The organism is Agromyces sp. LHK192 (genome assembly GCF_004006235.1).
Lineage (GTDB): Bacteria > Actinomycetota > Actinomycetes > Actinomycetales > Microbacteriaceae > Agromyces.
Genome location: NZ_CP034753.1, coordinates 3806847 through 3819436 on the forward strand (window position 1 = coordinate 3806847; position 12590 = coordinate 3819436).

Consider the following 12590-nt stretch of genomic DNA (forward strand, 5'->3'; position numbering starts at 1 on the left):
CGCCGCCCGTCGACTCGGATCGGAAACGGGCGCGCGATACGCTGCGCGCAGTCCGTTCGCATGGGTTCGCATGGGGGAGCCGATGAGCCAGTCCACCGCAACAGCACCAGATGTCGCACCGGCGCCCGAGCCGAGGCGGAGGCCGAACCGCGTGCTCCGACTCGTCGCACGCGTGCCGTTCACCCTCGCACTGATGGCCGCGATGCTGGTCGTCGGCATCCTCACGGGCACGCTGACGTCGCCTGCCACCGAGGCCGACTGGTACGAGCACTTCGCATACGGCGTGCCGTCCTTCGCCGACGATCGCTGGTGGACGACCGTCACCGGTACGTTCCTGGTCACCGCCCCCTGGGGGTACGTGATCCTGTTGTTCCTCATCCCGGCCGGCGTCGGCTGGCTCGAGTTCCGGCGCGGCACGGGGCGCGCCGCCGCCTACTTCGCCGGAGGGCAGGTCATCGCGGTGATCGGCGCGGCGATCCTCATCGCCGGTTTCGCCGAGATGGGGTCGACGTGGGCCGGCCACCTGGTCACCCAGGTCGACGTCGGACCGTCCGGCGGCATCTTCGCGTGCCTGGCCGCCGCGGCGGCGAGCCTGCCGTCACCGTGGCGCGGCCGGGCACTGCTCGTGCTGACGGCGTTCACGCTCGTCAGCGTGCTCTTCCTCGGCTCGATGGCCGACGTCGAACACGCGATGGCGGTCGGCATGGTGCTGCTGATCAACGCCGGATCCTTCCAGCGCCCCACGGTGCGCGAACAGCGGTTCGTGGCATTCGTGATGATCGTGACGCTGGTGGTCGTGCAGTTCATCGCGTCCGTCGCGCCGACCACCGGTCCCTTCGGGCAGACCTACGTCGGCGGCACCGACCTGTTCGACGTGCTGTTCGACGGCGTCATCGCCGTGGTGGTCGCGACCGGCCTGCGCCGCGGATACCGCGTGGCGTGGATCGTCTCGATCGTGCTGGCGTCCTTCAACGTGCTCGCCGGTGCGCTCGCCGTGTTCTTCATCGCCCACCCCGACGTGCTCGATTCGGGAGACTACGAGACGCGCGAGGGGCTCGCCTTCGCCGCCGCCACCGGATTCCTCTGGGCGATCCTGCTCGTCTGGATGGTCGCCTGCCGACGGGCGTTCCGCGCGCGCCTCCGGCGCCGGCTCTCGGGCGACCGCGGCGCCGACCGGCCGGGCGCCCGCCTCGACCAGACCCGAGCGGTCGTCGAGCGCACGGGCGGGGGCGTGCTGTCGTGGATGGCGACGTGGCGCGACAACCGGCACTACTTCGGCTCCGACGACGACTCGGTCGTCGCGTACCAGACGCACCAGGGCGTCGCCCTCGTGCTCGGGGACCCGATCGCGTCGCCCGAGGCATCCGGAGCCAGCCTCAGGGAGTTCATCGGCGCCGCCGAGGGAGCCGGATTCACGGTCAGCGTGTTCGGCGCGAGCGCCGCATCGGTTGCCGCGATGCCCGACGGGTGGCGGGCACTGCAGATCGCCGAGGACACGATCCTGGACCTGCCCGGCCTCGAGTTCACGGGCAAGAAGTGGGGCGCGGTACGCACCGCGATGAACCGGGCCCAGCGCGAGGACATGCGGTTCCGGTTCGCGACGCTCGCCGATGAGCCCCGCTCGGTGCGCGCGCAGATCCACGCGATCTCCGAGCAGTGGGTGGGCGACAAGGGGCTCCCCGAGATGCGGTTCACACTCGGGTCGCTCGACGAGGCGCTCGACCCCGAGGTGCGCATGGCGATCGCCGAGACCGCAGACGGCACGATCGAGGGGTTCCTCAGCTGGCTGCCCGTCTTCGCGCCGGGCGGCGTGCAGCGCGGCTGGACGCTCGACCTCATGCGCCGGCGCGACGGCGGCACGTTCCCGCCGGTGATGGAGTTCCTGATCGGTTCGTCGGCGCTCGCGTTCCGCGACGAGGATGCGCAGTTCCTGTCGCTGTCGGGCGCGCCGCTGGCCCGCTCGGACGGCGGCGAGGGCGAGAACCAGATCGAGCAGATCCTCGACCGGCTCGGCGGCATGCTCGAGCCCGCGTACGGCTTCCGCTCGCTGCACCGCTTCAAGCAGAAGTTCAACCCGCGCGCCGAACCGATGTACCTGCTCTACGCCGACGAGTCCGACCTCGCCCGCATCGGCCTCGCGCTGGTGCGCGCGTACCTGCCGGACGCGTCGGTGCCGCAGCTCGTGCGCGCAGGGCTCACGATCGGCAAGTAGTCGGCCGCCGTCTCCGTCCTTCCGTCGGCTCCGGCGGGCGGTCAGCGGCGAGCGGATGCCCCGCGCCGGCGCGCCCCGATCCGGAGCGCTGCGGCGCCGGCGAGGAGCAGCGCGAACGCGACCGTGAGCGTGAGCCCGGACTCGACCCCGGTCGACGCGATGCCGCCTGAGCCGGAGCCCGCGGTGCCGGAGCCGGAACCCGAACCGCCTGAACCGGAACCACCGGGCCCTCCGCCGGGCGGGGTCGGCTCACCCGTCGGCGGCGTTTCCCCGACGCCCTCGTTGACGGTGATCGTGAAGTCGTCCGTCACCAGCGCGAAGAGCACGATCTCCCCCTCGGGAGCCGAGTCCTGCGCGGTGCACGTCACGGTCGTCACACCGATCGGGAAGACGTCGCCCGACTCGAAGTCGCACGACACGTCGATCGGCGCAACGCCGCCGGAGACGGTCGGGGCGGGGAAGTCGACGGCCACGCCGGGTTCGCCGGGCGGGGCATCCACGACGATGTCGTCGGGCGCGGTGATCGTGAGCGGATCCGTGCCGACGAGGACCTCGAACGTGACCTCGTTGTCCACCGACGTCGACGCCTCCGACAGGTTCCCCGCCGCATCCTCCGCCGCACCCGCAGCAACCTCCGCGACCACCAACCCGTCGACACTCATGCCCGACACCTCGACCGTGTACGACGCACCCGACCCCGACACCACCGCCGACGTCGGACCCGCCGAACCCGACAACACCACATCCGTGTTCACGAACCCCGTCACCGGCTCACTGAACACCACCTCGAACACCACCGGCGACACCCCCGTCGGATCCGCCTGACCCGACCCCTGCTCGACCGTCACCGACGGCGCGACCGTGTCCTCGGTCTCGTCGTCGAGGATCGTGACGGTCGCCGACCCGTCGGTGATCGCCACGTCGAAGCCGGGCGGCGGCGACCCGAGGATCCCCTCGATCATGACCGTGTAGGTCTCGCCGGGATCCAGGTCGATGTCCTGGAGCGCGTCGACCGGGATGTCGATCGCCGGCGCATCGGCCGGCACCGGGAACGTCACCGAGTTGATCGGCGTGAAGTCCGCCGCCGACGTCGGCGGCACCACCACCGTCGACACCGTCACGCTGAACGCCGGATGCGTCACCGGCGACACCAGCAACGGCACCGTGTTCACCCCACCCTCGGCCACCGAGACATCCGACGGCAACGACAACTCGAGCAGCGTGTTGGGCACGTCGAGGATCGTGACGGTCGCCGACCCGTCGGTGATCGCGACGTCGAACCCGGGCGGCGGCGAACCCACCACGCCCTCGAGCACCACCGTGTACGTCTCGCCCGGATCCGCGACCCCGTCGAACAACGCATCGACCGGGATGTCGATCGAGGGCGCATCGGCCGGCACCGGGAACGTCACCGAGTTGATCGGTGTGAAGTCCGCCGCCGACGTCGGCGGCACCACGACCGTCGACACCGTCACGCTGAACGCCGGATGCGTCGCCGGCGACACCAGCAACGGCACCGTGTTCATCCCACCCTCGGCGACCGCGACATCCGACGGCAATGACAGCTCGAGCAACGTGTTCGGCACCTCGTCGTCGAGGATCGTCACCGTGGCGGAGCCGTCGGTGATCGCCACGTCGAACCCGGGCGGGAACGGCGGATCGGCGGGGAAGCCGTCGATCGACACGACGTAGGTCTCGCCGGGGTCGACATCACCGTCCTGCAGCGCATCGACCGGGATGTCGATCGACGGCGCATCGGCCGGCACGGTGAACGTCACCGAGTTGATCGGCGTGAAGTCGCCGGGGCCGGTCGGGGGCACTGCCGTCGTCGAGATCGTCACGTCGAACGCCGGATGCGTCGCCGGCGACACCAGCAACGGCACCGTGTTCATCCCGCCCTCGGCCACCGAGACATCCGACGGCAACGCGACCTCGATCATCGTGCCGTCGCCGACCTCGACGACCACCTTCTCGGTCGTCGGGAAGTCGTTGGTGTCGAGGTCGAAGCCGAAGAACGGCACCTGGATGCCGTACGGCGGGTCGCCGAGGTACTGGAGCGGGAGGCCGTTGTTGCCGAGGTCGCTGACGAGGTAGCGAACGGTGCACGTCACGTCGGCCAGGCCGGTCGCCTGGAACTCGACGTTGTCGAGGGCGTAGTTCAGCGAGTCGATCGCGTTGAGCCCGCTCACGACGCCCGCGAACGCGCTGTGCGGATCGCTCGGGTTGCCGGTCGCGAACGGAAGGTTCTTCACTTCGTCGGGCAACGCCGCCATGGCCGCCTCGATAACGGCGGTCTTGTTGGCCTGGTACTCGGCGTACGCGTCGGGTTCGGTCACCGGGTCGGGTTCGAGCCCGACGTCGAGCGCATCGCCGAAGAGCTGCTCGAGGTCGTCGTAGACCGTGAACGGCGAGGCCGGCATCGAGAACATGCCGCAGTCGGCCCACGAGATGAGCAGCCACTCGTCGCCCGGGCCGTCGAGCGTGTCGTTCTCGTCGTTCTCGTCGTTGTCCTCATCGACGACGTTCCAGTCCTCCTCATCGGGTTGGCCGACATCGTCGCCCGCGTCGCCGAGGTATCCGGTGCCTCCCGAGGGGATCTGGAACACCTGGTCGGGTACGGTCACCTCGGGGAACTCGTTGATCTTCTGCACCCGGATCTCGATGTCTGCACTCACGGTGTCCATTGCTGGGTCGCCGGGCGCCATGAGGAGGTCGATCGACTCGGGGTTCGATCCGTTGTAGGAGTAGGGGTCGTCGGCGGTGCCGTCGTCGTCCTCATCGGTGTCGGGCGTGTACACGAGCGTCGCGAGCGCGGCGTTCACCTGCGCGGTGGTGCCGATGATGGCGACCGCGGGCGCGGGCAGTTCGCTGAGCTCGTGCTTGTCGCGCTCGAGCGCGCCGTCGGCGAACTTCAGCACGTCGAAGTCGCTGTCACCGTCGTCCTCGACGGTCGGCAACGGGTCGAAGGTGAGCGTGCACGGCGGTGCAGCCGCCCTGGTTCCAGTCGGGCGCGGCCATGGCGCAGCCAACCTCGCCGGACTCGATCTCGATGGTGCGCACGTCCTGGGAGATGAGGTCGGTGCCACCGTCGAAGGGAAGCTCGCCCTCGGGGATCACGGTCGGGAATCCGTCGGGGATCGGCACGGGCAGCGACCCGGCCGGCGCCATGTAGAGGCGAGTGGGCGGGTCGACGAGCGACGGTGGGGCAGCCGACGCCGGTACCGCGAGCGATACCGCCGCGATCGCCCCGACCACCGTGCCGAGCGCGAGCAGCCGGATGCCGCCCCGCCCGCCCTGCCGAATCACCCGATGCCGACCGACTCCGCGCATCACGCCTCCAAGCGCAACGGGGCGCGCCCACCCGGCGCGCCATGCAGTCGACACGCAACCAGCCGACGCTCGCGCCGTCAAGCCGAAAGTGAGGACGCATCATCGTTTCGTGCCCCCATTTCAGGGGTCAGGCGTTGCCGCCTTCGATGGCCGGGCGTGTCGCCGCGCCGCCTAGGCTGACACGGTGCGGATCACAGTTCTGGCCGGCGGCGTCGGGGGCGCGCGATTCGTGCGCGGATTGCGCGAGGAGGTGCGGCGGCGCAGCGAGGCCGGCGGCGCCGAGGCATCCGTCGACGTCGTCGTGAACACCGGCGACGACCTGTGGCTCGCGGGCGTGCGCCTCATGCCCGACTTCGACTCGCTGCTGTACGCGCTCGCGGGCGTCAACGACACCGAGCGCGGCTGGGGCCGGGCCGGCGAGAGCGAGCGGGTCGCCGCCGAACTGCGGGAGTGGGGCGTGGGCTGGCCGTGGTTCACGCTCGGCGACCTCGACCTCGGCACGCACCTCGCCCGCACGTCCTGGCTTCGGGAGGGGCTCACGCCGACCGAGGTCGGCGAGCGCCTGCAACGCCGGTGGCCGCTGGGCGTGACCCTCCGGCCTGCGACGGACACCGAGGTCGACACGCAGGTCGAAGTCGTGGACGACAGCTCCGGCGCCGGCGGGGCATCCGCGGGCCGCCGCACCATGCACTTCCAGGAGTGGTGGACCCGCTACCGCGCCGCGATTCCCGCGGTCGCGTTCCACCAGCCCGGCATCGAGCAGGCCCGCCCGGCGCCCGGCGTGGCCGAGGCGATCCGCGGCGCCGACGTCGTGCTGCTCGCACCCTCGAACCCGGTGGTCTCGATCGGCACGATCCTCGCGATCCCCGGCATGCGCGAGGCGCTCCGCGAGACCGCAGCCTCCGTCGTCGGCGTCTCGCCGATCATCGGCGGCCGTGTCGTGCGCGGCATGGCCGACGCGTGCCTCAGCGCGATCGGCGTCGACACCGACGCCGACGCGGTCGCGCGGCACTACGGGTCACGTGTGACCGGCGGCATCCTCGACGGGTGGCTCGTCGACGACGCGGATGCCGCGGCCGCCGAGGCGCTCGGCACCGATGCGATCGTCGCGGCCGCCGCCCCGCTGTGGATGCACGACCTCGACACGAGCGCCGCACTCGCGGGCGCGGCGCTCGACCTCGCGGCCGTGGTGGGAGCTCAGGGCAGGTAGTCGACGTGGCCGTGCGGCGCGACCGCCGCGCGGTACCGCTCGACCAGCGCCCGCCAGCCCGACTCCGGCGTGAACTCGTGCGAATACACCGCCTCCGTGAAGTGCCAGAGCAGGTACGGGTGCGCGCCGAGGGCGTAGAGCCGCTCGAAGTCGCGCCCGGCAAACGCCTCGCGCTCGGGCCCGGTCAACCCGCGGTCGTCGGTCGGCCCGTCGGGTCCGCCGGGCGCGGCACACCACGCCTCGACGTAGGCCCGCGGGTCGGCGACGTACCGGGACACCTCGGTGTCGCTCATCTCGACCGCGCGCATGAACTTGTCGACGAGGTACTTGCCCATCAGCGGTCCCTCCACATGAAGAACGGGCTCGACGCGAACCGCGACGTGGTGGCCTCGGCCAGGTCGGCGGGCCGGCCGCCCATCGCGGCGAGCGCAGTGATGACGTTGACGTACTGGTAGGTGACGTTGCCCGCGGCCATCAGCCGGTCGTAGCGGCATCCGTCGATTGCGGCCTCGAGGTCGCCGTCGCGCATCCAGCCGACCGCCTCCTCGTCGAAGGCGGGGTCGGGGGACCCGGCGAACTGCCGTGGGCCGCCGACATCCGTCGCCATGTGACCCGAGGTGATCAGCGCCACGCGGGCGTCCGACCGCCAGGCGCCGACGGCCTCGCGGATGCGCGTGCCCAGAGCCGCGAACCGGCGGGGGCTCGGCAGCGGCGGCAGGGCGGCGTTCGTGTGGATCGGCACGACCGGCAGGTGCAGGTCCGGGGTGAGGTACTGCAGCGGGATCACGAATCCGTGGTCGAGCCGCCACTCGCGGCTCACTGCGAAGTCGATCGACTCGTCGAGCACCTCGCGCCCCGAGATGGCGTCGGCGAGCTCCGGATGCCCCTCCACCTCGACGTACTCCATGCCGAACGTACGGACCTCGTTCTCGTACGTGCCGTGGTACCGCTCGGCCTTGCCGATCACGAACGCGGGCGAGTTGTCGAAGAAGAACTGCCGGATGTGGTCCGTGCCGACCACGACGAGCACGTCGACGCCGAGCTCGGCGATCGTGTTCCGGATCAGCGCGAAGCGGTCTCGTACGGCGACGAGGTCGTCGGGCATCGGCTCGACCATCGCGCGCCAGAGCAGGGGGTTGTGCGGCGTCGCCGCCGCCATGACGAGTTCGGCCATGCGGTCGTGTGCTCCTTCGCTCAGAGTCCGAAGAGGGTGCGGGCGTTGTCGAGCAGGATCCTGCGTCGCGACGCCTCCTTGAACGGCAGTTCGGCGAACTCGTCCATCCAGCGGTCGGGGGTCATCACCGGCCAGTCGGAACCGAAGAGCACCCGGTCGGTGATGAGCGAGTCGGCGTACCGCACGACCTCGGGCGGCAGGTACTTGGGGGCCCACCCGGAGAGGTCGAGGTACACGTTCGACTTGTGCCAGACCATCGCGAGGTTCTCGAGGTGCCACGGCCAGGCGGGGTGGGCGCTGATGATGCGCAGCTCCGGGAACTCGGCCGCGACGTCGTCGAGGTAGGGGATCGGCCGCGCGTTCTCGAGCCGGTAGCCCCCGCCGCCGGGGGTCCCGGCGCCCGCACCCGGGAAGCCCGAGTGGAAGAGCACCACGAGGCCGAGCTCGGCGCACGCCTCCCAGATCGGGAAGAACCGGCGGTCGTTCGGCAGGAATCGCTGGCGCGACGCATTGAGCTCGCCGACGCCCTTGATGCCGTACTCGGCGTGCATCCGACGGATCTCCGCGATCGCCGCCTCGCCCTTCCACGGGTCGATGCCCGCGAAGGCGATGAACACGTCGGGGTGGTCGGCCTGTGCGCGGCCGAGGAGGTCGTTGGGCGCGCCGGGGATGCCCGACGTGGTCTCCGAGTCGGAGTTCAGGAGGACCGCCATCATGCGCCGCTCCCGGTACTGGTCGGCCTGCTCGGCGAAGGACACGACGGGCCGTTCGCGACCGAAGTGCTTGGCCATCTCGAGGTGCCGCCGGCCCATCGCCGCGAGGAACTCCTCGGTCTGCGGGTGGGTGTGCACGTCGATGGCGACGAGGTCGTCGATGCGGTTCATGCGCGGGCTCCGTTCTCGAGCGCGAGGAGTCGTTCGCCGTCGGCACCGAGCGCGGGTGCCGCGGTCAGCGGCGGGCGGCCGCTGCGGTGGAACACGGTGCTCGGCACCGGGACGCGCAACGGCTCGCCGTCGGGCCCGGCGATGGTCTCGACGAGGCCCATCGACGCGACCTGGGGGTCGTCGAAGAGGTCGGCGACCGTGTTGAGCGGCCCGTGCGGGATGTCGTGGGCGGCGAGCCGGTCGAGCCAGTGCTGCCGCGGCCGCGCCGCCGTCGCGACCTTGAGTTCGGCGTCGAGCGCGTCGTAGTTGCGTACGCGCGCCTCGCGCGTGGCGAAACGGGGGTCGGCGGCGAGGTCGGGGCGCTCGAGCACGGTGAGCAGTCCGGTCCAGAACTTCTCGGGGACCGACAGGTGCACGACGAAGGCGCGGCCGTCGGATCCGACGCACGCGTACGCCTGCGCGCGGCGCGGACGCGAGTCGGGCCCGGCGACCTGCCCGGTCTCGAGGTAGGTCGATGCCGCCTCGGTGAGGAAGTCGATGAGCGAGCCCACCATCGAGACCTCGAGATGCTCGCCGACCTCGACGCCCCGGTCGTCTGCGCCGTCGCCGCCGCCCGCGCCGTTCGCCGCGCGCGCGGTGCGGGCGTGCAGCGCCGCGAGCACCGCCTGCGCCGCCGACATCCCCGAGAGCAGGTCGGAGAACGCGGGGCCGAGCGGGCGCAGCGTGCCGGCCGGCACCACCTGGCTGTACATCGCGCCGACCGCGGAGATCACGGTGTCGTAGGCGGGGCGCGCCGCGTACGGTCCGTCGTGCCCGAACCCGGTGATCGAGCAGGTGATCAGCCGCGGGTTCAGGTCGCGAAGCACGTCGGGTCCGAAGCCGAGCCGGTCGGCCACCCCCGGCCGGAAGTTCTCGATGAGCACGTCGGCGGTGCGAGCGAGGTCGTGCAGCGCCGCCAGTCCGGCCTCGCTCTTGAGGTCGAGCACGACCGAGCGCTTGCCGCGGTTGTAGGCGGCGAACTGCGGGCTCATCTGCCCGTGCCCCTCCCACCGCCGCATCGGGTCGCCGTCGGGGGACTCGACCTTGACGACGTCGGCGCCGAGGTCGGCGAGGAGCTTGGCCGCATAGGGGCCCGAGATGTACTGGCCGAGTTCGACCACGCGGACGCCGGCGAGCGGTCCGCGACCGGCGCCGGCGCCGGCGGGTCGGGTCCGGGATGCCCCGGTTCGGGATGCCCCGGTTCGGGATGCCTCGGTCATGCGGTCTGCTCCTCTCGGTCCTCCGTGCGGGAGGGCTCGGGACTGGGGTGCACGTCGATCAGGACCTTGCCGCCGTGGATCGCGGGGAACTCGCGGTAGGCGGACGCGATGTCGGCGAGGCAGTAGCGAGCCGCGATCGCGGGCCGGGAGGCGCCGTCGGCGACGAGTCCGAGGCCGCGTCGCACCTGGTCGAGGTCGGCGCTCGCCACCCCGATCAGCCGTCGCCGGCCGAGGTAGAAGGCGCGCGAGTCGAGTCGCAGGTCGGTGTCGACGGATCCCGCGCACAGCACGGCCCGGCCGCCCCATCCGAGCACGGCGATCGCGTCGGCGAGCACGCGTGCGCTGCCGCCGACGTCGATGACGACGTCGAACGGTTCGGCCGGCGCCGTGGCGCGCGCGAGCGCTCCGGCGAGATCGGCCTCGGGGCCGGTGACGAGGTCCTCGACGCCCGGCGGCAACCCGTCGATCGGGTTCCTGGATGCCGCGACGACCCGCGCACCGAGGTGGTGCGCGAGCTGCACGGCGACGCGGCCGAGCGTTCCCCCGGCGCCGGTCACGAGCAGGCGCTCACCGGGTTCGACACCCGCGGTCTCGAGCGCGTTGAGCACGATGGGCACGCTGTGCACGGCGGCCGTCGCCTGCTCGGCCGACAGATCGCCGCGGTCGAAGGCGACGACGGCGGGGACCGCGACGTATCGTGCGGCTCCCCCGTCGCGATGGACTCCGACCACCTGCTGGGCGGGGCAGTTCGACTCACGCCCTGCCATGCAGGCGTGGCAGGCACCGCAGGGAACGTTCGGCTTGACCACGACGCGCGAGCCGACCCTGGCGGGATCGACCCCGGAGCCGACCTCGACGACGGTGCCTGCGGGGTCGATGCCGAGGACGCGCGGCAGCCGTGCCGCGGCACCGGGTCCGTGGCCGGCGATCACGTTGAGGTCGAGCTGGTTGACGCCGACGGTCTCGACCTCGATGAGCACGTCGCCCGGTCCCGGCGCGGGACGATCGACCTGGCGGACGGCGATGCCGTCGAGACCGTGGGTCATGAGGACGGCTGCGTGCACGTGGCCCCCTGTCTCGTTCGATCCGCGTCACTGCAATTCTTGGATACTGTATCCAAAACTACGCCACTTCGTCCAGCACTCCCTCCCATGCTCGACGCGCCACGGTCGCCCCGGAAGCCCCGAGCCATCCCGATTCCGTCGCAATCCATGCCCATCCATGGACATCGCACGGCATTTTGGATACCGTATCCAGCAATTCGCGCGAGGCTCCAGTCTCCGCGGGAGCCGACCGCGAGTCACCCGCCAAGAATGGAGAGACATGCGCAGATCCATCCCCCGATCGAGCCTCGCAGCCGCAGCCGGCATCGCCGTGTTCGCACTGCTCACCGGATGCGCCGGCGGCACCGCCGGGGCATCCGACCCCGTCGAACTCGCCGACGGCGAGCCCGCCGCCGCCGAGGACACCGAGATCACGGTGGCCATCCCGTTCCCCGACATCACGATGTACTCCATGTTCATCCTCGCGACCGACCTGGGCTACTACGAGGAGGAAGGACTCACCGTCGAGGTCATCACGGCCGACAACGTGACGGCGGCCGTCGCGAGCGGCAGTGCCGACATCGGCGTCGAGTCGACCGGAACCGTCATCGAGGCGATCCGCGGCGGCGTCGAGGTCGACCTCGTCTCCGGACACTACTGCCGGCAGAACTTCGATTTCGCGGTCCAGCCGGGCATCGAGTCGGTCGACGACCTCGAGGGTACCTCGATCGTGCTCGCGGGCACGCCGGGCGACCCCGCCGAGTTCCAGCGCGCACGCGTGCTGGCCGAGGAGGGCTGGGACCTCGAGGGCGTGGACACCGAGGTCGTCTACCCCGGCCCCGGGTCGGAATCGTGGACCGAGTTCTTCGTCAACGACAAGATCACCCTCCAGCCCTTCTACGGCGACGACCGTCCCGCGCTCGAGGAGCACGGAGCGGAGTTCCCCGTCGAAGCGCTGCGCAACTGGGCCAACGACGTCATGGTCGCCGGCTCGTCGTACGCGCAGGAGAACCCGAACACGCTGGTGCGGTTCCTGCGGGCGACGCTCAAGGGCGTCGACTTCATGACCGCACCCGCGCCCGGGCAGTTCCCCGAGAACGTCAGCGAGGTGCTCGAGATCTACGAGGCCAACGACTTCGACGTCGAGGCGCTCCGCGGGTCGGACAGCGTCTGGGTGCTCGACGGACACCTGGCGTGCCAGAACCTCTACTTCGACGCCGAGGCCTGGGACACCACCGTCGAGACGCAGGAGCTCGAGCCGATCGAGTTCGACGATGCACAGCTCGTGTACCTCGAGAAGGCGCAGGAACTGCTCGACCTCGACAACTCGGGCCCGGAGACGCTGCCCTACCCCTGATCCCGGCCGCCACCACGAAGGGCCCCCGCCGCAGCGCATGACGGCGGGGGCCCTTCGCATGCCCCGGCGGTTCGCACCAGACAACCCCACCGGCACGACACCGGCCCCCGTCATCGCGCAT

Annotated in this window: 10 protein-coding genes; 3 read left to right on the top strand and 7 right to left on the bottom strand. The window is 71.2% G+C overall.

Going from position 1 to position 12590, the window contains the following annotated elements; translation table 11 throughout:
• The first annotated feature begins 82 nt into the window (after positions 1-82).
• The gene (locus tag ELQ40_RS17285; RefSeq protein ID WP_127794804.1) at positions 83-2212 is read left to right on the top strand and encodes a bifunctional lysylphosphatidylglycerol flippase/synthetase MprF; all 2130 of its coding nucleotides are present in this window, start codon (positions 83-85) and stop codon (positions 2210-2212) included.
• A gap of 41 nt (positions 2213-2253) precedes the next feature.
• Here ELQ40_RS17285 and ELQ40_RS19290 read toward each other — a convergent pair whose 3' ends face one another.
• Entirely contained in the window at positions 2254-5169 is a 2916-nt protein-coding gene (locus ELQ40_RS19290; RefSeq protein WP_127794805.1) for an HYR domain-containing protein, read from the bottom strand.
• Positions 5144-5542, bottom strand: a complete 399-nt coding sequence (locus tag ELQ40_RS17295) for a hypothetical protein (protein ID WP_127794806.1) — start codon at positions 5540-5542, stop codon at positions 5144-5146. Before ELQ40_RS17295 ends, ELQ40_RS19290 begins: the two co-directional genes overlap by 26 nt.
• 184 nt (positions 5543-5726) lie before the next feature.
• Here ELQ40_RS17295 and cofD point away from each other — a divergent pair, with 184 nt between their 5' ends.
• Entirely contained in the window at positions 5727-6752 is a 1026-nt protein-coding gene (gene cofD / locus ELQ40_RS17300; RefSeq protein ID WP_127794807.1) for a 2-phospho-L-lactate transferase, read from the top strand.
• Here the strand turns inward: cofD and ELQ40_RS17305 are convergent.
• The 5 genes from ELQ40_RS17305 to ELQ40_RS17325 are packed head-to-tail and all read right to left on the bottom strand — an operon-like array spanning position 6740 to position 11133.
• The gene (locus ELQ40_RS17305) at positions 6740-7087 is read right to left on the bottom strand and encodes a hypothetical protein (protein ID WP_127794808.1); all 348 of its coding nucleotides are present in this window, start codon (positions 7085-7087) and stop codon (positions 6740-6742) included. The genes cofD and ELQ40_RS17305 overlap by 13 nt on opposite strands.
• Positions 7087-7926: a hypothetical protein gene (locus ELQ40_RS17310; RefSeq protein ID WP_127794809.1), complete on the bottom strand. Its 840-nt coding sequence runs from the start codon at positions 7924-7926 to the stop codon at positions 7087-7089. Before ELQ40_RS17310 ends, ELQ40_RS17305 begins: the two co-directional genes overlap by 1 nt.
• 20 nt (positions 7927-7946) lie before the next feature.
• The gene (locus tag ELQ40_RS17315; protein ID WP_127794810.1) at positions 7947-8810 is read right to left on the bottom strand and encodes an amidohydrolase family protein; all 864 of its coding nucleotides are present in this window, start codon (positions 8808-8810) and stop codon (positions 7947-7949) included.
• The gene (locus tag ELQ40_RS17320) at positions 8807-10069 is read right to left on the bottom strand and encodes a CaiB/BaiF CoA-transferase family protein (protein ID WP_127794811.1); all 1263 of its coding nucleotides are present in this window, start codon (positions 10067-10069) and stop codon (positions 8807-8809) included. The genes ELQ40_RS17315 and ELQ40_RS17320 overlap by 4 nt, the downstream gene beginning before the upstream one ends.
• Complete coding sequence (locus tag ELQ40_RS17325) at positions 10066-11133, bottom strand: alcohol dehydrogenase catalytic domain-containing protein (RefSeq protein ID WP_127794812.1); 1068 nt, start codon at positions 11131-11133, stop codon at positions 10066-10068. Before ELQ40_RS17325 ends, ELQ40_RS17320 begins: the two co-directional genes overlap by 4 nt.
• 259 nt (positions 11134-11392) lie before the next feature.
• Here ELQ40_RS17325 and ELQ40_RS17330 point away from each other — a divergent pair, with 259 nt between their 5' ends.
• Positions 11393-12469: an ABC transporter substrate-binding protein gene (locus tag ELQ40_RS17330; protein ID WP_127794813.1), complete on the top strand. Its 1077-nt coding sequence runs from the start codon at positions 11393-11395 to the stop codon at positions 12467-12469.
• Positions 12470-12590: the final 121 nt, after the last annotated feature.